The following is a 22,519-nucleotide window of genomic DNA, read 5'->3' on the forward strand; positions in this document are numbered from 1 at the left end:
GGTCAGCTGCGCCGGGCCGCGGCGAAGCGCGCCGCGTCGCGCAGCATGTCGGCCTCGCCGCCGAACGCAGCCAGCGCCGCCACCGCCTGCTCGCCCAGCCTGTCGCGCTCGCGCCTGGCCTCGGCGAGCCCGAGCGCGGCCACCAGCGTCGCCTTGCCCCGGTCCTGGTCCTTGGCCGTCGCCTTGCCGAGCTCCTCCGGCGTCGCCTCGACGTCCAGAATATCGTCGGCGACCTGGAAGGCGGTGCCGAGCGCCCTGCCATAGGCCAGAAGGGCCGCCCGCTCCCGCGGACCCGCCCCGCCGAGAATGGCGCCCACCTCGACGCTCGCCGCCAGCAGCGCCCCGGTCTTCATCGCCTGCAGCCGGCGGATCGCCTCGGGCTGCAGGCGCTGCGGCACCCCGCCGGCGAAGCGCCCCTCGGCTTCGAGATCGATCATCTGCCCGCCCGCCATGCCGCCGAGCCCCGAGGCCCGCGCAAGGGCGAGCACCAGCGCCGCCCGGATCTCGCCGGAGCCATGGGTCGCCGGATCGGCCATCACGTCGAAAGCCAGGGTCAACAGGCCGTCGCCGGCGAGGATCGCCGTGGCTTCGTCGAAGGCCCTGTGCACGGTTGGCTTTCCGCGGCGCAGATCGTCATCATCCATCGCCGGGAGGTCGTCGTGAACGAGCGAATAGCAATGCACCAGCTCGAGCGCCGCCCCGGCCCGCAGCGCCTGCCGGCGCGGGACCTGGAACAGCGCCGCCGTCTCCACCGCCAGGAACGGCCGCAGCCTTTTGCCGCCGCCCAGACTGCCGTGCCGCATCGCCGCGAGCAGGACCGGCGGCCGGGCGATCTCGCCCTGCAGCGGCTCCGGCCCGAGCAGCGCGTCGAGCAGCGCCTCGATCTCGGCGGCGGTCTCGGCCAGGCCTTCCGCCAGGGCCCGTCGCCCCGGCGCGTCGCCCGCGCCTGCGGAACTCTCTCCCAGCGTGGAACTCATCGGCCGGTCTCGCGTTCGCTTCGGTTCTGCGGGCTTGCAGGAGTGGGACTTCAGCGTCAAGTCGCCCGCCTGCGGCGTGGGGGAACGACGCGATGACGGAAGGGCCGACGGCCAGGCGGCGAAGCTTCGTGGCCCGCCTCCTCCGCTGGATGTTCGTCGCTCTGGTGGCGCTCGCGGCCGCGCTCCTCGTCGGGCTGGTGTTGTTCCGCTTCGCGCCCGCCCCCTCGACGCTGATGATCGGCCGCTGGCTCACTTTGCAGCCGGTCTCGCGCGACTGGGTTCCGCTCCGGGAGATTTCGCCGCAGCTGATCCGCGCCGTGGTCGCCGCCGAGGACCAGCGCTTCTGCCAGCATCGCGGGGTCGATTGGGTCGAGCTCAACGCCGTGCTGGAGGATGAGGACGGGCCGAGCCGCGGCGCCTCGACGCTGACGATGCAGACCGCCAAGAACGTCTTCCTCTGGCCCGGCCGCTCCTATCTGCGCAAGGCGCTGGAAATTCCGCTGGCCATGGCGATCGATGTCGCCTGGCCGAAGCAGCGGATCATGGAGGTCTATCTGAACGTCGCCGAATGGGGCGAGGGCGTCTTCGGCGCCGAGGCCGCGGCGCAGCTTTATTTCGGCAAGCCGGCCGCCGATCTCTCGGCACAGGAGGCCGCGCGCCTCGCCGGGGCGTTGCCGAACCCGATCCTGCGCAACCCCGCGCGCCCGAGCCGCAGCCTGGTCTCGGCCGCCGGGCGGGTGCAGCGCCGCGTCGGGCAATTGGGACCGCTCGGGGACTGCGCCATCCCCGGCCGATGAGCCGATTGCGTGAATTCGGGGCTAGCCACCGCGCGCCGGAGCGTGTATGGGCAACGCCTCACGAGATTGATCCGTCGTCGTGACGGTTGCGCTGCCGCTTCGGCCCGCGCTTCCGGACGGCGGCATGATGGAGAGTACCATGGCCGTTCCGAAGAGAAAGACTTCGCCGTCGAAGCGCGGCATGCGCCGCTCGGCAGATGCGCTGAAGCAGCCGACCTATATCGAAGACAAGAACTCCGGCGAACTGCGCCGCCCGCATCATGTCGACCTGAAGAGCGGCATGTATCGCGGTCGCCAGGTGCTGAAGGCCAAGTCCGAGGCCTGAGCCAGGCCCGAGGTCTGAGCCGTAGGCGCCCTTCACGGGCCGCACTGCGACAGCGCTCAAAACTAAAAAAGCCGGCCTCGGGGCCGGCTTTTTCCATTGTGCGGGATGGTCGGGACAGCTCGCCGCTCAACCGGCTGCGCGCATCCCCCCGCCCAGCGCCTGCGCCGAGCGGTAGAGCCGCGTCGCGGCCTGCGCCGTGGCACGCTGGCGGCGCGCGAAAGGTCCGATCTCCGCCTGCGAGGCCGCGACCTGCAGCAGGAGCAGCGCGATCCGCGCTTCCTCGCGGGCTATGGGCTGGTCATCATCCGAAACCGACATGTCCCTCTCCGGCACGCAGGGGCTGCATCGGCCAGTATTCTGCAAGCGGCCGGCCAAGCTTAACGGGACGTTAAGACGGAATCCTGCATCGTTTCGAGACATCCACCGCTCTGTTCCGGCCTGCCCGACCCGTGGCCGCGATACCGGTTCATCGCCCGCCCGAGGCAAGGACACGATGCATTCGCCTTCGATTCTCGCCCCGAGTGACACGGCGGAGCTGGACCCGCGCCGTCTGCTCTCCTCGATCGGCGAAGTCGTCTACACCTGGGATATCGCCAGCGACGCGCTGATCTGGGGCCCCAACGCCGCCGAGGTGCTGGGGCCGGTGCCGGAGGCGGCGATGCAGCGGGGCCTCGCTTTCGCCGGGCTCGTCGAACCCGGCAGCGGCCGCAGCCGCTACGACGCCATCTTCTCCTCCAACGGCCATGACCAGGGCGACGGCGTGGTCTTCCGCACCCGTTACGCCGCGGATCTCGCCGGCCGCAAGATGTGGATCGAGGATGCCGGCCGCTGGTTCGCCGGCCTCGACGGCAGGCCGGCCTGCGCGCGCGGCGTGCTGCGGCTGGAGCGCTCGGTCAAGGCCGACGAGCTTAACCGCACCACGGGCGAGCTCTGCGACCGCTCCGCGCTGGTGGAGCGCGTCGAGGCGACCCTGGCGGAGCATCTCCCGGCCGAGCGCGTCGTCGTCGTCCTCATCGCCGCCATCGACGAGCTGACCCGGCTGAACGATGATTTCGGCCATGAGGCCACGGACGCCATCATCGGCGTGGTTCAGGACCGGCTGCGTTCGGTGATGCGCCGCCGCGACCATCTCGTCCGCTATTCCGGCAACCGCTTCGCGATCCTCCTGACCGGCTGCCCGCAGAACCAGGTCGAATCGGCCGCGCGCCGCTTCACCAAGGCCGTCGCCCAGGCCGCGATCGAGACCGCCCATGGCATCGCGCTGGCGCGGCTGCGGATCGGCGCCGCGATCGCCCCCGACCTCTCCTCCCATGCCGGGACGCTGGTCGCGGCGGCGGAGAATGCCCTCTCCCACGCCAAGGCCGGAGCCATCGACGCCGCGGTGATCGCGCGGCGCGGCGACATCCGCGAACACGCCGTCGAGAAGGCGGGGCTCGACCAGCAGGCAGTCGCCGCGCTCAACGAGCGCCGCGTACAGCTGGCGCTGCAGCCCGTGGTCACGGCGATCGGCCGGGAGGTGGCGTTCCAGGAGGCCCTGCTGCGCGTGGGCCGGGGGCCGGATGGCCTGTTCTTCGCCCCGGCTGAACTCGTGCCGATGCTGGAGCGCCGCGGCCTCGTGCGGCTGTTCGACCACCGCGTGCTGGAGCTGGCGGTCGATCTCATGACCTCGGATCAGAGCCTCACCCTGTCGCTCAACGTCTCGCCGCAATCGCTGACCGATCCGGAATGGCTCGAGGCCTTCGTCGCCTTCACCAATGCCTCGCGCGGCCTCGGCTCCCGGCTGATCGTCGAGATCACCGAGACCGCGACGATCGACGACCCGCAGCGCATCGCCAGGCTGCTGGGGGCGATCAAGGCCCAGGGCGCCCGCATCGCCATCGATGATTTCGGCGCCGGCCACACCTCCCTGCGGCATCTGCGCGAATTCCCGATCGACATCCTCAAGCTGGACGGCGCCTTCACGCAGAATCTGCGGCGCTCGACCGATGACCGCTTCTATGTCCGCACCCTGATCGATCTCGCGCGCCATCTCGAGGTCGAGACGGTGGCGGAATGGGTGGATGAGGAGGTCCAGGCCAGGATGCTGGCCGATTGGGGCGTCACCTATCTCCAGGGCCACCTGCTCGGCAAGGCCGAGCTCTGGCCGCTGGCGCCGCAGGCCCCGAGGCGCCAGACGGCCTGCTGATCCCAGGGCGATCTCCGCCCCGGGCCGGCTTGCGGCTAGCGTCCGGAGAGCTTGTCCAGCCGCTCGCGCATCTCGTTCAGCTCGCGCTTGAGATCGCCGAGATCATCGGGCTTGCTCGTGCCGGCCGCCTCTTCCTTCGCCTTGGCCGCCATGGCCGCGAAGGGATTGAACATGCGGAAGGCCTCGGTGAAGATCGTCATATTGGCCCGCGTCTGGGCCTGGATCGCATCGAGCGCCCCGGCGCTGAAGGGCGCCGTCCCGAAGGCCTTCGACATCTGCTCGCGGAACTGATTCTGCTCCTTCAGCAGGTTGTCCATGGAGAATTCGAGATAGCGCGGGACCAGCCCCTGCATGCTGTCGCCATAGAAGCGGATCAGCTGGCGCAGGAAGGTGGTGGGCAGGAGGTTCTGGCCCTCCTTGGCCTCTTCGTCGAAGATGATCTGGGCGAGCACCGAGCGGGTGATGTCGTCGCCGGATTTGGCGTCATAGACCACGAAATCCTCGCCGCCGCGGACCAGCCCGGCCAGATCCTCCAGAGTGACATAGGAACTCGTGCCCGTGTGATAGAGCCTGCGATTGGCGTATTTCTTGATGACGGTCGGTTCTTTGTCGCTGGCCATCACTATCCCGCATGACGTTGGCCCGCGCCCGGACGCAAGATCGCGGCCGGGCGGAACGGTGTCCTGGCCGAGACGATAGCCGCTCGGGCGCCTGCCGCAAGTTTTTTGAGCGTGCGATGCAAAATTCGGCTGGCGGAGCAAGCGCTTCTGCCCGTCCCTGCGGCATTTGATCCGCATCAACGCCGAGCGATCCGGCATCCCGCACCTTTCGGCTCACTTGACGCGGCCGCGGCAGGCTTCGAAGGTGCCGGCGAGCGGCTCGCCCGACACGCAGGAGCGGGCCCACGGTTCAACAGTGAGGATCTCCCATGGCTGATACGGATATCGTGATCGTCGGCGCCGCGCGCACCGCGGTCGGCGCGTTCAACGGCGCCTTCGCCAATACCGCCGCGCATGAGCTCGGCGCCGCCGCGATCAAAGAAGCCCTGAGCCGCGCCAAGGTCGAGGGCGCCGAGGTCGACGAGGTCATCATGGGCCAGATCCTCACCGCCGGGCAGGGTCAGAACCCGGCGCGGCAGGCGGCGATGGCCGCCGGCATCCCGCAGGAGGCGACCGCCTGGGGCCTGAACCAGCTCTGCGGCTCGGGCCTGCGCGCCGTGGCCATCGGCCTGCAGCAGATCGCCAGCGGCGATGCCAACATCATCGTGGCCGGCGGCCAGGAATCGATGTCGATGTCGCAGCACGGCGCGCATCTGCGCAACGGCACCAAGATGGGCGACATGAAATTCGTCGACACCATGCTGAAGGACGGGCTCTGGGACGCCTTCCACGGCTATCACATGGGCACGACCGCCGAGAACGTCGCCACCAAATGGCAGATCAGCCGCGAGGAGCAGGATGCCTTCGCGGTGAAGTCGCAGAACAAGGCCGAGGCCGCCCAGAAGGCCGGCCGCTTCAAGGACGAGATCGTGCCCTTCACGATTTCGACCCGCAAGGGCGACATCGTCGTCGACAGCGACGAATATCCGCGCCACGGCGCCACGCTCGAGGCGATGGCGAAGCTCCGCCCGGCCTTCTCCAAGGACGGCACGGTCACGGCCGGCAATGCGTCGGGCATCAATGACGGCGCCGCCGCGCTGGTGCTGATGACCGCCAAGGAAGCCGCGCGCCGCGGCCTCACGCCGATCGCCCGCGTCGCCTCCTGGGCGACGGCCGGCGTCGATCCCGCGATCATGGGTTCGGGTCCGATCCCGGCGACGCGCAAGGCGCTCGAAAAGGCCGGCTGGAAGATCGGCGATCTCGATCTGGTCGAGGCGAACGAGGCCTTCGCGGCGCAGGCCATCGCGGTCAACAAGGATCTCGGCTGGAACACCGACATGGTCAACGTCAATGGCGGCGCGATCGCGATCGGCCATCCGATCGGCGCCTCCGGCGCCCGCGTGCTGGTGACGCTGCTTCACGAAATGCAGAAGCGCGACGCCAAGAAGGGCCTCGCCACCCTCTGCATCGGCGGCGGCATGGGCGTCGCCCTCACGGTCGAGCGCTGATTCGGGTGGCGCGGCAGACGACGCTCTACCGCTATCTCACCGGGCCCGATGACGCCGCCTTCTGTCATCGGGTCAGCGAGGCCCTGAGCCGGGGCTGGGTGCTCTACGGACCACCCACCCTGACATTCGACAGCGAGGCCGGCCGCGTCATCTGCGGCCAGGCCATCATCAAGGACACCGACGGGCCCTATTCGCCCGACATGGAACTGGCCGAACAATAACGCGGCGAAGCGCCGTCGAGAGGGGAGACGAGGATGACCAGGGTAGCTTTGGTGACGGGCGGGACACGCGGCATCGGCGCGGCGATCTGCAAGGCCTTGCTCGAGGCCGGACACAAGGTGGCCGCGAGCTATGCCGGAAACGACGAGGCGGCCGCGAAATTCCAGGCCGAGACCGGCATCCCGGTGTTCAAATGGGATGTCGGCGATTACGACGCCTGCGCCGAGGGCATCGCGCGGGTCGAGGCCGATCTCGGGCCGATCGACATCCTGGTCAACAATGCCGGCATCACCCGCGACGGCTTCTTCCACAAGATGACGAAGCAGCAATGGTCGGACGTGATCCGCACCAATCTCGATTCGCTGTTCAACATGACGCGCCCGGTGATCGAGGGCATGCGGGCGCGCAGCTTCGGCCGGATCATCGTGATCTCCTCGATCAACGGCCAGAAGGGCCAGATGGGCCAGGTCAACTACTCCGCCGCCAAGGCCGGGGACATCGGCTTCGTCAAGGCGCTGGCGCAGGAGAACGCCAATAAGGGCATCACCGTCAACGCGATCACGCCTGGCTATATCGGCACCGACATGGTCGCCGCCATGCCGGAGGAGGCGCTGAAGCGCGTCGTCGCCGGCATCCCGGTCGGCCGGCTCGGCAAGCCGGAGGAGATCGCCGCCATGGTGGTGTTCCTCGCTTCCGAGCACGGCTCCTTCGCCACCGGCGCGACCTTCGCGGTGAATGGCGGGCAGTATATGGCGTGAAACGGGGCGAGTGACGAATAGCGAATGGCGAATGGCGAGTGACGAATAGGACGGCTGAGCCGCGTATCGCCTGCTTCGCCACTCTCCTCTCGCCATTCGCCTCTCGCCATTCGCCTCGAACAGGGCGAGTGACGAATAGCGAGTGGCGAATAGGATGGCGGAGGACGGCTGAACCGGGTATCGCCTGCTTCGCCACTCCCCTCTCGCCATTCGCCCCAGATGACCTCCCGCACCGCCACCCTCATCGGCCTGCTCGCCATCCTGCTCTGGTCGACGCTGGCGCTGTTCACGGCGATGTCGGGGCGGGTCCCGGCCTTCCAGCTCGTCGGCATGACCTTCGTCATCGGCGGCCTGCTGATCCTGGCGATCGCGGCTGTCCGCGGCGATCTCGGGCGGATCATGCCGACGAAAGCCTCCTTCGCTCTGGGGCTCTACGGCCCCTTCGGCGACACCGCGCTCTATTACGCCGCGGTCAAGACCGCCCCGCCGGCCGAGGCCAATCTGATCCATTATCTCTGGCCGCTGCTGATCGTGCTGTTCGCGGCGCTCCTGCCCGGCGGCCAGCTGAAGCCGCGCCACCTCGTCGGGGCGCTCGCCGGGCTGGCGGCCACGGCGCTGCTGGTCGGCGGCGGAGTCCAAGGCGGCGGCCTCGCCCTCGGCCATCTGCTCGCCCTCTGCGGCGCCTTCGTCTGGGCGAGCTATTCCGTGCTGTCGCGCCGCTTCGCCGATGTGCCTTCGGAGAGCCTGAGCGTCACGCTGCTGGCCTGCGCCGTGCCGGCCTTCGCGCTGCACGCCGCCTTCGAGCCGACGCTGTGGTCGCTGACCCCGACCGAATGGGGCGGCGTGCTCGGTCTCGGCCTGGGCTCGATCGGCCTCGCCTTCATCGTCTGGGATATCGGCATGAAGAAGGGCGATGTCGCGCTGCTCGGCGTCGCCTCCTATGCCGCGCCGGTCCTGTCCACCCTGACCCTGGTCGTGGCCGGCTATGCCGCGGCCAGCTGGACGCTGGCGCTGGCCTGCCTGCTGACCGTGATCGGCGCGCTGATCGCGAGCCGGCCGGGCAGAACCGCCACCTGATCGCGATCGCGGGCGCAGCGGGCGCCGAGCCCGCCCGCTCGCTCAGTTGCGCCTGAGCAGCCGCTCGAGATAATCCAGCTCTTCCATCGGCCGCGTCGGGTCGCCGAGGCGGCGGCGCAGCTCTTCCAGGATGCGCCTCGCCCGCTGGGTGGCGCTCTCATCCGCGCCCGGCACGCGCACGCGCCCATCCGCCCAGTCGCGCTGGCGCTGCGGCCGCCCGAGCGGATCCTCGCGGCCGCGCTGCTGCGCCGAGGGCCGGCTCGCCGGCTGGTCGTCGGGCTCGCCGAAGGCGCCCTCCGTGCCCTCGCCCTCGCCGGGCTGGCCCTGCATCTGCTGGGCGAGGTTCTGCCCACCCTTGCGCAGCGCTTCGAGCGCCCGCCCCTGCGCATCCAGCGCGCCTTCGCCCTGGCCCTGGCCGAGCTGGCCTTCCGCCTCGCGCATGGCGTCCTCGGCTTCGCCGAGCTCGCCCATCTGCGAGCCGCCCATGCCGCGCATCCGCCGCTGCAGATCCTCCAGCCGCTGGCGCAGCTGCTCCTGGCGCTGGGCCAGGCTCTGCCCCTGACCCTGACCCTGGCCCTGGCCCATCTGGCCTTCGCCGTTCTCGCCCTCTTCGCCCTCCTGGCCCTGTTCGCCGGGCTGCTGCTGGCCGCGCTGGCCCCTCTGCCCCTGCTGGCCCGGCTGGCGCTGCCCCTGCTGGCCCGGGCGCGCCTGCTGCTGGCCCGGGCGCCGGCCCTGCTGTGTCCGGTTCTGTCGCTGCTGCTCCTGCTGGAAGGTCTCGTCCCGCAGGTTCTGCTGCTCCCGCGTCATCCGGTCGAGATCGCTCAGCGCCTGGTTCATCTCGCGCTGGCGCGGATCCTGCTGCTGGCCGGGCCTGGCCATCTGCAGATTGTTGAGCATGCGGTTGAGCTCTTCCATCAGCCGCTGCGCCTCGGCCATGTCGCCGCGCTTCGACAGCTCCTCGATCCGGTTGAGCATGTTCTGCAGGTCGCGCGGCGTGACGGTCCGGAAATTCTCCGGCATCTGTGCCGTGTTCTGCTCGCCATTCTGCTGCTGCCGCTGCATCTGCTGGGCGAGCTCGCGCATGAAATTGTCGAGCGCGCGCCGCATCTCCTCGGTCAGCTTCTTGATCTCGTCCTCGGAGGCGCCGCGCTCCAGCGCCTGCTGCAGATTCTCCTGCGCCGCGCGCAGCGCCTTTTCGGCGTCGGAGAGTTCGCCATCCTCGAGCTGCAGCGCCAGCGCCCACATCAGCTCCGCCACCTCGCGCAGCTGGTCGTCGGAACTCGCCCGGCGCAGTCGCTCGTTCAGCATGCGCATCCCGAGATAGACGCCGGTCTCCTTCAGGAACAGCTCGGGCTCGATCAGCAGCGCATCCATGGCGAGCTGCACGAGCCGGCGGGTCTCGACATCCATCACCAGCTTGCGTCGCTGCTCGACCAAAGCCTTGGCCAGGGGCTTGGTGAAGGTGCGCTGCGGCAGGGTGACCTCGACCGATTCGCTGCGGCCTTCCTGCCCGGCCTCGTCGCGCGCCACCAAAGTCATGGCGACCTTGGCGCCCGCCCAGGGATGGGCGGAGAAATCCACCGTGCTCTTCATCGGCTCCTCGCCGGCGGGCGAGGAGGGCACGGCCAGGCTCTGCTTGGGCGGCTCGACCAGCGAACGCCCACCCGCGCCCTGCCCGGGGCGCGACACCAGCACCTCGGCCGAGGCGACGCCGTAATCGTCCTTTGCCGTATAGCTCAGCCCCAGCCCGCCGGCCTGCGGCCCGGTGATCGGCTTGGGCGGCTCGCTGAAGCCGATCTGCGGCGGCTGGTCGGCGATCGCGTTCAGCGTCAGCACCGCGCGCGGGGCGCCGCTGCCGGTCAGCCGGAGCGTGCCGTTGCCGGCGAGCGTGAACCGCTTCTCGACCACGCCGGGCGTGGCGTCGCTCGCCGCCGGCTTGGGTGCCGCCGCCGGCGTCTCGGGCGTTGCGAGCGGGTCGAGACGGCCGGAGGTCGCGACCTCCATGGCGCTCTTGCCGGCGATGCGGACCACCACCACCGATTTTTCCGGCGCGCTCAGCGTGGAACTGTCGAGCCGGGCGAAATCCAGCAGGATCGGCGGCAGGCGCGTATAGGCCGGCGGATCGATCCAGGCGTCGATGCGCACGGCGGGCGCCGGCAGCGACGGGCCGCGCCAGTCGAAGGCGGCGGAGAGCCGCGGCAGCGCCTCGTGCCCGGCGATGAAGAAGGCGGTCACGGCCGCCAGCAGCGGCACCGCGCGCAAAGCCAGCCTGTCGCGGCCGGCCATCAGCGGCTGCGGCGTAGCGACGCTCAGCCCCGCGACCTGCCGGCTCTGGCGCTCGACATGCACCTTCCACAAGGCCTGCGACACCGGATCGGCCGAACCGACGGCGAGGCTGTCCTCCAGCGCCGAGGCAGGGCGATGGCCGCCGGCCAGGGACTGGTCGAGCCGGGCCAGCGCGTCGCGCCGGGAGGGGACGTGCAGCCGCGCGACGTGAAGGAGGCTGTAGACCAGCGCCGCGGCGAAGAGGCCGACGCCCAGCGCCCGTCCCTGCCAGGGCAGATGCGTCCAGAGACCGAGCCAGGAGAGCGCGAGGAAGGTGAGCAGCACCGCCACCGGCAGCCACAGCCGGGGCCAGAGCCGTTCCCACCCCAGCGCCAGCCGCGAGGCCGTCGTCAGGCGCGCGAGCCGCTGCCTGACCGCCGCAACCGGATCAGCCGCCTTGCGGCGCTCAGCTTCATTCATGCCGTCGCTCCGAGCCGCCCCCGCGCCTTGAACCCATCGCGCTCAGGCTAGCCCGAGATTATGGCAAGTCCAATGCCAAGCTGCGCCTTCCGACGGCGCATCAGCGCATCGTGAACAGCTCAGGCCAGCCAGGGCGGGGAGCGGTCGCTGCCGAGCAGCTCCTCATAGCTCTGGCGCGGCCGCGTCACCGCGTATTCGCTGCCCTTGACCAGCACTTCGGCGACCAGCAGGCGCTGATTATAGGTCGAGGACATGCTCGCCCCATAGGCACCGGCGGTCATGAAGGCGATCAGATCGCCCGGTGCCAGCTCCGGCAGCTCGCGCCCGGCGGTGAAGGTGTCGCTCGATTCGCAGATCGGGCCGACCACGTCATAGGCGATTCTGCGCGCATCCGCCGCAGCCTCCCGCACCGGCCAGATCTCGTGATAGGCCTCGTACATCGCCGGCCGCACCAGATCGTTCATGGCGGCGTCGACCACCGCGAACTGCTTGGTCGGGCGCGGGTTGAGATGCAGCACCTGCGTCATCAGGATGCCGGCATTGCCGACGATCAGCCGGCCGGGCTCGAAGCCGAGCTCGACGTCGAGACCGGCGGTGACCCGCGCCACCATCGCCGCATAGGCCTCGATCAGCCCGGGGCCATGATCGAAATCGGCGGGGATGTCGTAGGGAATGCCGAGCCCGCCGCCGAGATCGAGCCGATCGACGCGGTGACCCTCGCCGCGCAGCGCCACAACGAGCTGCGCCATCTTGGCATAGGCCGCCTCGAAGGCCTCGGTCTCCCGGATCTGGCTGCCGATATGCAGCGCCAGCCCCATCATCCGCACGCCCGGCAGGTTGGCGGCGCGGGCATAGAGCCGGTGCACCTCCTCGAAGGAGACGCCGAACTTGTTCTCGGAGGAGCCGGTGGTGATCTTGGCGTGGCCGCCGGCGCCGATATCGGGATTGACCCGGAACACCGCCTCCTGCCGCCGGCCGAGCGAGGCCGCGACCTTCGACAGCAGGTCGAGCTCCCCTTCCGTCTCGACATTGACCTGGTAGATCCCGGCCGCGACGGCGTAGCGCAATTCGCTCTCGCTCTTGCCGACGCCGGAGAACACGATCTTCTCCGGCGGGAAGCCGGCGGCGAGTGCCTTGCGCACCTCGCCTTCCGACACCGTATCGGCGCCGGCGCCGAGCGCGGCCAGCGTCTTCAGCACGCCGAGATTGCCGTTGGCCTTCATCGCATAGAAGACATGCGCCTTGCCGGCCTCGGCCGTCCCGGCCATCGCGGCGGCGAACAGCCGGTAATGCCGCTCGATCGTCGCGGAGGAATAGACATAGACCGGCGTGCCGACCTCGGCCGCGATCCGGCGAAGATCGACGTCCTCGGCGAAGAGCGAGCCGTCGCGATAGCTGAAATGATGCATCGGAGGCTCAGAGCAGCGGGTCGAGCACGAAGCTCTTTTCGGGGATGGTGATGGCGCGGCCGGCCTTCGGCGGCTTGGCCAGCGGCGAACCCGCCGTCGGCGAGCTGAATTCGCTTTCCGTCGCGCCGACCTGGCCGTCCGGCAGGTCCATGGCGTTGGTCGCGTTCGGCGGCGGCTCCAGCGGACCCTTGCGACCGCAGGCCGTGAGGGCGAGACCGAGCATGCCGGCCAGGAGCAGGGCGCGGCCGAGTTTCAGGCGGGGATGCGGCACGAAAGGAAACCCTCGGACGAAGCGTGAGACTGACTGTAGCGAAAGCTGCGCGGCCATGCGAGCCGGATTCAGCCCCTGGCCTTCCTGAGCTGGGCCAGCCAGCGGCGGGCCTGGCGGCCGACATTCGCCGGTGCCGTGCCGCCATGGCTGGTCCGGCTCCTGACCGATTGCGTGACGCCGAGCACGGCGAAGATCGCCTCGGTGATCTGCGGCTCCACCGCCTGCATCTCCTCCAGCGACAGCTTCTCCAGCCCGACCCCCTTGGCCGAGGCGATGCCGACGAGCTTGCCGGTGACGTGATGGGCGTCGCGGAACGGCATCTTCAGCACCCGCACCAGCCAGTCCGCCAGATCGGTCGCGGTGGCGTAGCCGAGCCCGGCGGCCCGCTTCATAGCCTTGAGATCCGGCTCCATGTCGCGGACCATGCCCGCCATCGCCGCCAGGCAGAGCGACAGCGTCTGCAGCGCGTCGAAGGTGCCTTCCTTGTCCTCCTGCATGTCCTTGGAATAGGTCAGCGGCAGGCCCTTCATCATCGTCAGCATCGCCTGCAGCGCCCCGAAGACGCGGCCGGCCTTGCCGCGCACCAGCTCGGCCGCATCCGGATTGCGCTTCTGCGGCATGATCGAGGAGCCGGTCGAGAAGCTGTCGGAGAGGCGCACGAAGCCGAATTGCGGCGTCGCCCACAGCACGATCTCCTCCGCCAGCCGCGACAGATGCATCGCGCAGATCGAGGCCGCCGCCAGCGTTTCCAGCACGAAATCGCGGTCGGAGACCGAATCCAGCGAATTCGCCGTCGGCCGGTCGAAACCCAGCGCCTGCGCCGTCATGTGCCGGTCGATCGGGAAGGAGGTGCCGGCCAGCGCCGCCGCGCCGAGCGGACATTCGTTCAGCCGCGCCCGCGCATCCCGCACCCGGCCGCGATCGCGCGACAGCATCTCGACATAGGCCAGCAGATGATGGCCGAAGGTGACCGGCTGCGCCGATTGCAGATGGGTGAAGCCCGGCATCACCGAGCCGGCATGGGCCAGCGCCTTCTCCGCCAGGGCGAGCTGGAGATCGGCCATCTGCTCGTCGATCTGGTCCAGCGTGTCGCGCACCCAGAGGCGCATGTCGGTGGCGACCTGGTCGTTGCGCGAACGCGCCGTGTGGAGGCGGCCGGCCGCCGGCCCGATGCGCTCCTTGAGATCGTTCTCGATGTTCATGTGAACATCCTCGAGCGCACGCGAGAACGTGAAACGCTCCGCCTCGATATCGGCCTCGACGGCCTTGAGCCCGGCGGTGATCGCCGCCACATCCTCGCCCGTCAGGATGCCGGTGGCCTCGAGCATCGCCGCATGGGCGAGCGAACCGCGGATGTCCTGGCGCCACAGGCGCTTGTCGAAATCGATGGAGGCGTTGATCTCCTCCATGATGGCGTCGGGACCCGTGGCGAAACGCCCACCCCACATGCGATTGCTCACGACGGTCTTTCCTGCTCTAGGACGCGCTATGACGTCTCGGTCGATAAAATGGCTGGCCTTCGGGGCGGTGGCGCTGCTCGGCCTCGGCGGCGTCGCAGCCTTCTACTCCGGCGCGGGCGATGCCGGCAATTCCGCATCTTGCGCGGCCGCACAGCGTGCGGCGACGGCCATGGCGCCGCTGGCGCGCGGCGAAGTCGCAGCCGTGCAGGTCAATGCCAGGCCGGTGCCGGCGCCAGATCTCGCCTTTCTCGGGCCCGATGGCCGGCCGATGACACTCGCCGCGCTGCGCGGCCGGACGGTGCTGGTCAATCTCTGGGCGACCTGGTGCCCGCCCTGCCTGAAGGAAATGCCGGCGCTCGACGCTCTGCAGGGCGCGCTCGGCGGGCCCGATTTCGCGGTGGTGGCGGTGAATATCGACACGCGCAACCTCGACAAGCCGAAGGCCTGGCTCGCGGAGAACGGCATCGCAAGGCTGCCCTATTATGCCGATCCGCAGGCCGGGGTGTTCCAGGTCCTGCGCAGCACCCGCAAGGTCGAGGGCATGCCCGTCAGCCTGATCGTCGATCCCCAGGGCTGCGAGCTCGCCATCCTGCAGGGTCCCGCCGATTGGGCGAGCGCCGACGCCAAGGCGCTGATCGCCGCCGCGCAAGGGCGCTGACGGCCTATTTCGCGCCGCGGCGCGGTTTGCTCCACATCAACCCCTCGCCTTCGCCGCTGCGCTAGCCTTACACTCGGCCGCCGGGTCGGGAGGAATGCGTGGCGCATCTGCTGCAGGCGACGCCGCTCTTTGCCGTGAGAGGCGTCGCGCTGGATGCCGAGACGACGGGTCTCGACGTCAAGCGGGCGCGGATGATCGAGTTCGCCGCGATCCATCTCGACGGCGGCAGGCTCGGTGCCGCCAACGCCTTCCACAGCCTGATCGCCTGCGATGTCGAGATCCCGGCCAGCGCCAGCGCCGTGCATGGGCTGGACCGGCAGGCTTTGGCCGGCGCGCCGGATTTCGCCACGCTCTACCCCGGCATCCTGGCCTTCCTCTCCGGCCGCGTCCTGATCGGCCATACCATCGGCTTCGACATCGCCATGCTGTCGCGGGAGGCCGAGCGCATCGGCCAGCGCTTCGCGCCCCCGGCCGCGCTCGACATCCGCCTGCTGGCGCAGCTCGCCGAACCGGGCCTGCCCTCCTATTCGCTGGAGGCGTTGGGCTCCTGGCTCGGCATCGCGCCGCAGCAGCGCCATCGCGCTCTCGGCGATGCGATGGCGGCCGGCCTGATCTTCTCCGGGCTGGCGCCGCGCCTGCGCGACAGGGGCATCCGCACCGTGGGCGAAGCGATCGCCGCCAGCCGGCGGATCACCGACGCGCTGGCCGGCGCGGCCCCCGCCGCCTGGGAGCTCCAGGCCCCCGTCGAAGCGGGCGACGCCTTGCCCAAGCTCGACAGCTACCCCTATCGCCACCGTGTGCGCGAGGTGATGCGGGCCGACCCCGTGATCCTGCAGGCCGACACCTCCCTCGCCGAGGCGCTGACCGTGATGGCGCGGGACAGGCTCAGCTCCGTCTTCGTCGCCCCGTCATCGGCAGCGTTGGCCGAGCCCGGCATCCTGACCGAGCGCGACGTGTTGCGGGCGATCGCGAGAGACCGGTCCGCGGCGCTGGACCAGCCGATCGGCCCGCTCGCAACCCGCCCGCTGATCTCCGTCCCGGCCGATGCCTTCCTCTATCGCGCCATCGGTCGCATGAGCGCCAAGCAGGTCCGCCATCTCGCCGTCACCGATGCGCGGGGCGAGCTCGCCGGCGTCGTCACCACCCGCGACCTGCTCCAGCTCCGCTCCAGCGCCGCCGTCGCGCTCGGCGACGAGATCGACACGGCCCCGGATGTCGCCGCGCTGGGCCAGGCCTTCGCGCGGCTGCCGGTGATGGCGCGGGCGCTGCTGGCCGAAGAGGTGCAGGCCCGCATCATCGCGGCCGTCATCGCGCGGGAGGTAGGCGCGCTGACACGGCGCGCGACCCTGCTGGCCGAGGCGGAGCTGGCGGCGGAGGGGGCGGGACCGCCACCCTGTGCCTATGCCGTTCTGGTGCTGGGCTCGGCCGGGCGCGGCGAGAGCCTGCTCGCCATGGACCAGGACAATGCGCTGGTCTTCGCCGAAGGCGAGGAAGGCTCCGCCAACGACCTCTGGTTCGCCGAGCTGGGCCGGCGCATGGCCGCGATCCTCGACGAGGTCGGCGTGCCGCTCTGCAAAGGCGGGGTCATGGCCTCGCAGCCCGATTTCCGCGGCTCCCTGGCCAGTTGGCGCCGGCGCATCGCGCAATGGCTGGAGCGCCAGAACCCGAAGGACCTGCTCAGCGTCGATATCGTCTTCGATTTCCAGGCCGTGCATGGCGACCGCGCCATGGCCGATGCGCTCTGGCGCGAGGCCTGGCAGGCGGCCGGCGGGCAGATCGATTTCCTGAAGCTGCTGGCCGAGAACGCCGGCGAGCCGCAATCGGGCCTGACCTTCTTCGGCGGCTTGCGCACCGACGAGGACGGCGCGATCGACCTGAAGCTGACGGGGCTGAAGGATATCGTCACCACCGCGCGGCTGCTGGCGCTGCGCCATGGCGTGCTGGCGCACAGCACCCAGGCGCGGCTGCAGGGGGTGGCGGCGCTCGGCCATGGCGCGGCCGAGGATTTCCGCGCCATCGACGCGGATCACGCGCTGCTCCTCGACTGCATCCTGCGCCAGCAGCTCGCCGATGGGCTCGCCGGCCGCGCCCCGTCGAACCGGGTCCGGGTCGCGTCGCTCGACAAGCGCCGCGCGGCGGAGCTCAAGCGGGCTTTGTCCCGTCTCTCGATCCTGGCCGAGCTGCGCCGCGATCAGCTCAGCGGCTGATCGCCGGAGCGAATTCCGCCGCCGCTCAGCTCGCCTGCTTGACGGCGATGCCCTTCTCTTCGAACAGCGCCTGCAATTCCCCCGCCTGGAACATCTCGCGGGTAATGTCGCAGCCGCCGATGAACTCGCCCTTCACATAGAGCTGCGGGATCGTCGGCCAGTTCGAATAGGCCTTGATCCCCTCGCGGATCTCCATGTCCTCGAGCACGTTGACGCCCTTATAGGGCACGCCGAGATAGCCGAGGATCTGCGCGACCTGACCGGAGAAGCCGCACATCGGGAATTGCGGCGTGCCCTTCATGAAGAGCACCACATCGGCGGACTTCACCTCGGATTCGATGCGGGCATTGGTATCGGACATGGTCATGGCTCCGGATGTCTCGTCTCGCCCGAGAGAGCGTCCTGCTCGTCGCGGCGATACGGAATGCGATGGATCGTGTGGGCCTGGCTCCGCCCGGACCGCCCGGCGCGCTCACCCGGCCCGCTGCGCTGCGCGAAGAGGCGCGCAGGATCGGCGGTGATCGTAGCGGGATCGGCCAAGGCAGCCACTCCAGTGATCGTCAAATATCAGGCGTCACCGTCGTCAGCGCAAGAGCGTGCAAAACGCCCCCCATATTCCCCTGCAGCGCCGCATAGACCATCTGGTGCTGCTGCACCCGCGACTTGCCGCGGAAGGCCGCGGAGGTGACGGTCGCGGCGTAATGGTCGCCATCGCCGGCGAGGTCCTTGATCTCGACGATCGCATCGGGCAGCGCGGCCCTGATCATGCTTTCGATGTCGTCGGCATTCATCGGCATGGTCTGGCTCCTCAAGCGGCTTTGCCGGCCATATAGGCCGGCAACCAGCCCTCATGGGCGGTCTTCAGGGCAGCGACGGCGATGGCGTCCTCACCGGGGAGGATGAGGGCGTCGCCCCCGGTCCGGCCGAGCGCGAGCGCCGGAACCCCGGCGGCCGCGGCCTCCGCGACGATGCTCTGGGCCTGCGCCGCCGGCACGGTGACGAGATAGCGCGCCTGGTCCTCGCCGAACAGCACGGCATGGGCCTTGCCCTGCGGCAGGGTCTCGATCGCGGCGCCGATGCCGCCGGCCATGGCCATCTCCGCCAACGCCACCGCCAGACCGCCATCCGAGAGATCGTGACAGGCGCTGACGCGCCGGGCGGTGATCAGCTGGCGCACGAAATCGCCGTTGCGACGCTCGACCGCGAGATCGACCGGCGGCGGGGCGCCCTCCTCGCGGCCGCAGATCGTGGCGAGATAGCTGGACTGCCCCAGCCAGCCCGCCGTCTCTCCGATCAGCAGAATGGTCTCGTCGGCCGCCTTGAAGGCGATCGTCGCGTGCCGCGTCACATCCGCGAGCACCCCGACGCCGCCGATGGTCGGGGTCGGCAGGATCGAGACGCCGTTGGTCTCGTTGTAGAGCGAGACATTGCCCGAGACGACCGGGAAATCCAGCGCACGACAGGCCTCGCCGATGCCGCGGATGCAGCCGACGAGCTGGCCCATCACCTCCGGCCGCTCCGGATTGCCGAAGTTCAGATTATCGGTGATGGCGAGCGGCGTCGCGCCCGTCGCTGTCAGGTTGCGCCAGGCCTCGGCCACCGCCTGCTTGCCGCCTTCGAAGGGATCGGCCTCGCAATAGCGCGGCGTGACGTCGGCGGTCATGGCGAGGCCCTTCGGCCCGTCCTCGATCCGGATCAGCCCGGCATCGCCGCCCGGCGTCACCACCGAATTGCCGAGGATCAGCGTGTCGTACTGCTCCCAGACCCAGCGCTTCGAGCAGAGATCGGGCGAGCCGATCAGCGTGAGCAGCGCCTGCGCCGCGCTCATCGGCGGCTCAACCGTCTCCGGCGCGATCCGCTGCCGTGGCGGCGTCTCGACCCAGGGCCGGTCATATTCCGGCGCCTCGTCGCCCAATTCCTTGATCGGCAGGTCGGCCATGGTCTCGCCGTGATGCTTGACCACGAAGCGCAGCGTGTCGGTGGTATGGCCGACGACGGCGAAATCCAGCCCCCATTTGCGGAAGATCGCTTCGGCCGGCGCTTCGTGACCCGGCTTGATCACCATGAGCATGCGCTCCTGGCTCTCCGACAGCATCATCTCGTAGGCGCTCATGCCGTCTTCGCGGCAGGGCACCTTGTCGAGCTCGAGCTCGACGCCGAGATCGCCCTTGGCGCCCATCTCCACCGCCGAGCAGGTCAAGCCCGCAGCACCCATGTCCTGGATCGCGTCGACATGGCCCGCCGCCATGATCTCCAGACAGGCCTCGAGCAGCAGCTTTTCGGCGAAGGGATCGCCGACCTGCACGGTCGGCCGCTTTTCCTCCGCGCCTTCGCCGAAGGCGGCCGAGGCCATGGTGGCGCCGTGAATGCCGTCTCGGCCCGTCTTGGAGCCGAGATAGACGATCGCTTTGCCGACGCCGGAGGCCTTGGCGTAGAAGATCTCGTCGGCGCGGGCGATGCCGACCGCCATCGCATTGACCAGGATGTTGCCGTCATAGCGGCTGTGGAAGCCGGTGGCGCCGCCGACATTGGGAACGCCGAAGGAATTGCCATAGCCGCCGATGCCGGCGACGACGCCGGAGACGAGATGGCGCGTGCGCGGATGCTCGGGGGAGCCGAAGCGCAGCGCGTCCAGCACCGCGATCGGGCGCGCGCCCATGGTGAAGACGTCGCGCAGAATGCCGCCGACCCCCGTCGTCGCGCCCTGATAGGGCTCGATGAAGGAGGGGTGGTTGTGGCTCTCCATCTTGAAGACGATGGCCAGCCCGTCGCCGATATCGATGACGCCGGCGTTCTCGCCCGGCCCCTGGATCACCCAGGGCGCCTTGGTCGGCAGGGTCTTCAGATGCAGCTTCGAGGATTTATAGGAGCAGTGCTCGTTCCACATCGCCGAGACGATGCCGAGTTCGGTAATCGTCGGCTCGCGGCCGATCAGCTTCAGGAAGCGCTGGTACTCGTCGGGCTTGAGGCCGTGCTCGGCCACGAGCTGCGGGGTGATCTTGATGTCGTTTGGAATCACGGCGCGACGCTTCCTGATGGTCCGGCCGGCACGCCAGCCCGGGGTTGAGCGCGGCATAGCGCGCCTGCAGGGATCAGACAACGCATTCCGCAGCAAAGCGGCGCTCCGCTTCGCGAGACGGCCGCTGGGCGACCACCGCGCCCCGGCGCCGGAGATGAAGGAATTCCTGCGGGAACACCGGGAAAATCAGGCATTCGCGGCAAGGCCGGGTTCACCAGTTCGAGACAATTCAGGCTGACGCGGGGCGAGCGTGAAAAGCCCCGCAAACCGCAAGAACACGGCCGATCACAGCCGAAATTCTCGGCCGGAACCTCCAAGGCAGGACGAGAGACCAATATTCCGCAAGGTCATTCTTCACATCCGACGTCACCGTGACCATCGGTCCTGTCGAAATCGACCCGTATGCCCTATGTTCCACCCAGAAAGATCACCTGCGAACTCGCAATTCGTGCTGACGACTATCCGCCGCCCGATAGAACATGCCGGATCGTCACCTGATATTGCCGGCGCTCTCATACTATTGTCCTTGCGCCTTACAGGCCGATGCGGCGGCTATCCTATTCCGCGAAGGATTTCTTAAGGCATGAAGACCCCTTGATGCAGGCTCATTGCCTTCAGGGACAGCTCCATGTCGCTCGCAGCACCTCTTCGCCATCTCCGACGCTTCCGGCGCGATGAGTCCGGCAATTTCATGATGCTGTTCGGGATCTCGATCGTGCCGATCCTCGGCCTGACCGGCGCGGCCGTGGACTATTCCCGGGCCAGCAAGGCGCGGGCCGAGCTCAACGCCGCCATCGACAGCGCGGCGCTGATGGCGGCGCGCGACGCGAGCAAGCTGACCGATGCCGAGCTGACCGCCCGGATCAACAACTGGATCAAAGGCAATCTCAGCCCCGAGACGGCCGCGAAATTCGGCTCGGCTTCGATCACCATCGACCGCGTCAGCCGCACCGTGAACATCACCGGCCATATCGACGTCGATACCAGCGTCGCCCGGGTGATCGGCCAGAACAGCATCGCCGTCAGCAGCGCCAACCAATCCTCCTGGGGAACCAAGAAGATCGAGCTCGCCCTGGCGCTCGACAATACCGGCTCGATGGCGGGCTCGAAGCTCACGGCGCTGAAGACCGCGACGCGCGACCTGCTGAAGATCATGCAGGATGCGGTCACCGAGCCGGACCAGGTCAAGGTCTCGATGATCCCGTTCCACACGCAGGTGCGGATGCCGACGAGCTACAAGAACGCCAATTGGCTGCGCTGGGACGTCGCCAAGAAGAACTCGAAACCGGCGGTCTATCCGCAGAAGGGGAGCTGGGAGGGTTGCATCTCGGACCGCGACTCGCCCTATGACGCCTCCGATGCCCTGGTCGTCGATACCAACGTCACGACCAAATACCCGGCGGCCTTCTGCCAGTACACGCTGGCGACCAGCGTCCCGCTGACCAATGACTGGGCCGCGCTGAACAGCGCGGTCGACACGATGATCGCCTCCGGCAACACCAACGTCACCATGGGCGTCGCCTGGGGCTGGGCCTCGCTGAGCGATACCGTCCCGCTGGCCGAGGGCAAGGCCGCCAACACGCCGCGGCTGACGAAATACATGATCGTCCTCACCGACGGCGACAACACGGAAAACCGCTTCACCGGCGACGGCAACATCATCGACGGGCGCACCGCGCAGGCCTGCGCCAATGCCAAGGCCGCGGGGATCCAGATCTACACGATCCGCGTGATCAACGGCGATGCGAACCTGCTGCGCAACTGCGCCTCCTCGCCGGGCATGTATTACGACGTGCAGAACGCGTCGCAGCTGAGCCCGGTCTTCAAGAAGATCGCCTCCGAGATCGCCTCGGTGCGCCTCACGATGTGAGCGTCTCCAGCGCGGCGCGCAGGGCCGGCGGGATCTCCGTCGGCCTTTGCGTCGCGCGCTGGACATAGACATGGGTGAAATGGCCCTGTGCCGCGGCGAGATCGCTCCCGGCGCGGAAGATGCCGAGGCGATAGGTCACCGCGCTGCGCCCCAGCCGCTCCACCCTGAGCCCGACCTCGACGCTCTCGGGAAAGGCGACGCTCTCGAAATAGGTGCAGCCGGTCTCGACGACGAGGCCGACGACGGGGCTCGTGGCGATGTCCATGAAGCCGTTCTCGACCAGCCAGGAGCAGACCGCCGTGTCGAACCAGGCGTAATAGACGACGTTGTTGACGTGGCCGAACACGTCATTGTCGTGCCAGCGCGTCGGGATCTGCCGGAACAGCCGGAACGCCCCCCGCTCCATCCGCTGCTGTCGTTCGGCCATGGCGGCCT

General features: G+C 69.1%; 21 protein-coding genes. 10 read left to right on the forward strand and 11 right to left on the reverse strand.

Translation table 11 applies throughout. From position 1 onward, the window contains the following. Positions 1-2: 2 nt before the first annotated feature. Positions 3-977: a polyprenyl synthetase family protein gene (locus ASG72_RS06415; protein ID WP_082540140.1), complete on the reverse strand. Its 975-nt coding sequence runs from the start codon at positions 975-977 to the stop codon at positions 3-5. Between the two features lie 128 nt (positions 978-1,105). Here ASG72_RS06415 and mtgA point away from each other — a divergent pair, with 128 nt between their 5' ends. Together mtgA and rpmF are read left to right on the forward strand one after the other, a co-directional pair. Further along, complete coding sequence (gene mtgA, locus ASG72_RS06420; protein WP_244488727.1) at positions 1,106-1,774, forward strand: monofunctional biosynthetic peptidoglycan transglycosylase; 669 nt, start codon at positions 1,106-1,108, stop codon at positions 1,772-1,774. 139 nt (positions 1,775-1,913) lie between these two features. Beyond that, the gene (gene rpmF / locus ASG72_RS06425; RefSeq protein WP_056710300.1) at positions 1,914-2,099 is read left to right on the forward strand and encodes a 50S ribosomal protein L32; all 186 of its coding nucleotides are present in this window, start codon (positions 1,914-1,916) and stop codon (positions 2,097-2,099) included. Between the two features lie 126 nt (positions 2,100-2,225). Here the strand turns inward: rpmF and ASG72_RS20635 are convergent, their stop codons facing one another. Beyond that, positions 2,226-2,417, reverse strand: a complete 192-nt coding sequence (locus tag ASG72_RS20635) for a hypothetical protein (protein ID WP_056710302.1) — start codon at positions 2,415-2,417, stop codon at positions 2,226-2,228. A gap of 175 nt (positions 2,418-2,592) precedes the next feature. Between ASG72_RS20635 and ASG72_RS06435 the strand changes: the two genes are divergently transcribed. Continuing rightward, positions 2,593-4,284, forward strand: coding sequence for a bifunctional diguanylate cyclase/phosphodiesterase (locus ASG72_RS06435; RefSeq protein ID WP_056710304.1), 1,692 nt, complete (start codon positions 2,593-2,595; stop codon positions 4,282-4,284). Positions 4,285-4,319: 35 nt separating this feature from the next. On the opposite strand, the gene phaR is transcribed toward ASG72_RS06435, so the two are convergent. Next, positions 4,320-4,904, reverse strand: coding sequence for a polyhydroxyalkanoate synthesis repressor PhaR (gene phaR, locus ASG72_RS06440; protein WP_056710306.1), 585 nt, complete (start codon positions 4,902-4,904; stop codon positions 4,320-4,322). A 308-nt stretch (positions 4,905-5,212) separates the two neighbouring features. Between phaR and ASG72_RS06445 the strand changes: the two genes are divergently transcribed. From ASG72_RS06445 to ASG72_RS06460, 4 genes are all read left to right on the forward strand, one after another. After that, positions 5,213-6,391, forward strand: coding sequence for an acetyl-CoA C-acetyltransferase (locus ASG72_RS06445; RefSeq protein WP_056710307.1), 1,179 nt, complete (start codon positions 5,213-5,215; stop codon positions 6,389-6,391). After that, positions 6,388-6,612, forward strand: a complete 225-nt coding sequence (locus ASG72_RS06450) for a DUF1737 domain-containing protein (RefSeq protein ID WP_082540143.1) — start codon at positions 6,388-6,390, stop codon at positions 6,610-6,612. The genes ASG72_RS06445 and ASG72_RS06450 overlap by 4 nt, the downstream gene beginning before the upstream one ends. 33 nt (positions 6,613-6,645) lie before the next feature. Then, a complete protein-coding gene (locus ASG72_RS06455) occupies positions 6,646-7,368 on the forward strand; it encodes a beta-ketoacyl-ACP reductase (protein ID WP_056710312.1) in 723 nt (240 codons plus the stop codon). Positions 7,369-7,587: 219 nt separating this feature from the next. Then, positions 7,588-8,445: an EamA family transporter gene (locus ASG72_RS06460; protein ID WP_056710315.1), complete on the forward strand. Its 858-nt coding sequence runs from the start codon at positions 7,588-7,590 to the stop codon at positions 8,443-8,445. Positions 8,446-8,487: 42 nt separating this feature from the next. Here ASG72_RS06460 and ASG72_RS06465 read toward each other — a convergent pair whose 3' ends face one another. The 4 genes from ASG72_RS06465 to argH form a co-directional block, all read right to left on the reverse strand. After that, entirely contained in the window at positions 8,488-11,190 is a 2,703-nt protein-coding gene (locus tag ASG72_RS06465; protein WP_056710316.1) for a TIGR02302 family protein, read from the reverse strand. Positions 11,191-11,309: 119 nt separating this feature from the next. Then, positions 11,310-12,599, reverse strand: coding sequence for a diaminopimelate decarboxylase (gene lysA / locus ASG72_RS06470; protein ID WP_056710318.1), 1,290 nt, complete (start codon positions 12,597-12,599; stop codon positions 11,310-11,312). Positions 12,600-12,606: 7 nt separating this feature from the next. Next, positions 12,607-12,870, reverse strand: a complete 264-nt coding sequence (locus ASG72_RS06475; protein WP_056710320.1) for a lipoprotein — start codon at positions 12,868-12,870, stop codon at positions 12,607-12,609. A gap of 68 nt (positions 12,871-12,938) precedes the next feature. Then, positions 12,939-14,330 carry an argininosuccinate lyase gene (gene argH, locus ASG72_RS06480; RefSeq protein ID WP_056710321.1) on the reverse strand — a complete coding sequence of 464 codons (1,392 nt, stop codon included), beginning with the start codon at positions 14,328-14,330 and terminating at the stop codon, positions 12,939-12,941. A 28-nt stretch (positions 14,331-14,358) separates the two neighbouring features. On the opposite strand from argH, the gene ASG72_RS06485 reads away from it, so the two are divergent. Continuing rightward, entirely contained in the window at positions 14,359-14,988 is a 630-nt protein-coding gene (locus ASG72_RS06485; RefSeq protein ID WP_056710323.1) for a TlpA disulfide reductase family protein, read from the forward strand. Between the two features lie 98 nt (positions 14,989-15,086). Continuing rightward, a complete protein-coding gene (locus tag ASG72_RS06490) occupies positions 15,087-17,195 on the forward strand; it encodes a DUF294 nucleotidyltransferase-like domain-containing protein (protein WP_056710325.1) in 2,109 nt (702 codons plus the stop codon). A 25-nt stretch (positions 17,196-17,220) separates the two neighbouring features. On the opposite strand, the gene grxD is transcribed toward ASG72_RS06490, so the two are convergent. The 3 genes from grxD to purL form a co-directional block, all read right to left on the reverse strand. Further along, entirely contained in the window at positions 17,221-17,556 is a 336-nt protein-coding gene (gene grxD, locus ASG72_RS06495) for a Grx4 family monothiol glutaredoxin (protein ID WP_056710327.1), read from the reverse strand. Between the two features lie 199 nt (positions 17,557-17,755). Further along, entirely contained in the window at positions 17,756-17,992 is a 237-nt protein-coding gene (locus ASG72_RS06505; RefSeq protein WP_056710331.1) for a BolA family transcriptional regulator, read from the reverse strand. An 11-nt stretch (positions 17,993-18,003) separates the two neighbouring features. Beyond that, positions 18,004-20,214, reverse strand: coding sequence for a phosphoribosylformylglycinamidine synthase subunit PurL (purL, locus tag ASG72_RS06510; RefSeq protein ID WP_156395837.1), 2,211 nt, complete (start codon positions 20,212-20,214; stop codon positions 18,004-18,006). Positions 20,215-20,905: 691 nt separating this feature from the next. On the opposite strand from purL, the gene ASG72_RS06515 reads away from it, so the two are divergent. Continuing rightward, positions 20,906-22,084, forward strand: a complete 1,179-nt coding sequence (locus ASG72_RS06515; protein WP_056710333.1) for a VWA domain-containing protein — start codon at positions 20,906-20,908, stop codon at positions 22,082-22,084. Here the strand turns inward: ASG72_RS06515 and ASG72_RS06520 are convergent. After that, positions 22,074-22,511 (reverse strand): thioesterase family protein, encoded by a 438-nt coding sequence (locus ASG72_RS06520; RefSeq protein WP_056710992.1) that lies wholly within the window; start codon positions 22,509-22,511, stop codon positions 22,074-22,076. The genes ASG72_RS06515 and ASG72_RS06520 overlap by 11 nt on opposite strands. Between the last annotated feature and the right edge of the window lie 8 nt (positions 22,512-22,519).

Source organism: Allobosea sp. Leaf344 (assembly GCF_001426225.1).
GTDB lineage: Bacteria > Pseudomonadota > Alphaproteobacteria > Rhizobiales > Beijerinckiaceae > Allobosea.

Excerpts from the sequence above, each read along its gene's own strand:
- rpmF (WP_056710300.1), top strand. The coding sequence starts at position 1,914 with ATGGCCGTTCCGAAGAGAAAGACTTCGCCGTCGAAGCGCGGCATGCGC.
- ASG72_RS06465 (WP_056710316.1), bottom strand. The coding sequence starts at position 11,190 with ATGAATGAAGCTGAGCGCCGCAAGGCGGCTGATCCGGTTGCGGCGGTC.
- ASG72_RS06435 (WP_056710304.1), top strand. The coding sequence starts at position 2,593 with ATGCATTCGCCTTCGATTCTCGCCCCGAGTGACACGGCGGAGCTGGAC.
- ASG72_RS06485 (WP_056710323.1), top strand. The coding sequence starts at position 14,359 with ATGACGTCTCGGTCGATAAAATGGCTGGCCTTCGGGGCGGTGGCGCTG.
- ASG72_RS06445 (WP_056710307.1), top strand. The coding sequence starts at position 5,213 with ATGGCTGATACGGATATCGTGATCGTCGGCGCCGCGCGCACCGCGGTC.
- grxD (WP_056710327.1), bottom strand. The coding sequence starts at position 17,556 with ATGTCCGATACCAATGCCCGCATCGAATCCGAGGTGAAGTCCGCCGAT.
- ASG72_RS06515 (WP_056710333.1), top strand. The coding sequence starts at position 20,906 with ATGATGCTGTTCGGGATCTCGATCGTGCCGATCCTCGGCCTGACCGGC.
- ASG72_RS06505 (WP_056710331.1), bottom strand. The coding sequence starts at position 17,992 with ATGCCGATGAATGCCGACGACATCGAAAGCATGATCAGGGCCGCGCTG.
- phaR (WP_056710306.1), bottom strand. The coding sequence starts at position 4,904 with ATGGCCAGCGACAAAGAACCGACCGTCATCAAGAAATACGCCAATCGC.
- lysA (WP_056710318.1), bottom strand. The coding sequence starts at position 12,599 with ATGCATCATTTCAGCTATCGCGACGGCTCGCTCTTCGCCGAGGACGTC.
- ASG72_RS06415 (WP_082540140.1), bottom strand. The coding sequence starts at position 977 with ATGAGTTCCACGCTGGGAGAGAGTTCCGCAGGCGCGGGCGACGCGCCG.
- ASG72_RS06520 (WP_056710992.1), bottom strand. The coding sequence starts at position 22,511 with ATGGCCGAACGACAGCAGCGGATGGAGCGGGGGGCGTTCCGGCTGTTC.
- ASG72_RS06455 (WP_056710312.1), top strand. The coding sequence starts at position 6,646 with ATGACCAGGGTAGCTTTGGTGACGGGCGGGACACGCGGCATCGGCGCG.
- ASG72_RS06460 (WP_056710315.1), top strand. The coding sequence starts at position 7,588 with ATGACCTCCCGCACCGCCACCCTCATCGGCCTGCTCGCCATCCTGCTC.
- ASG72_RS20635 (WP_056710302.1), bottom strand. The coding sequence starts at position 2,417 with ATGTCGGTTTCGGATGATGACCAGCCCATAGCCCGCGAGGAAGCGCGG.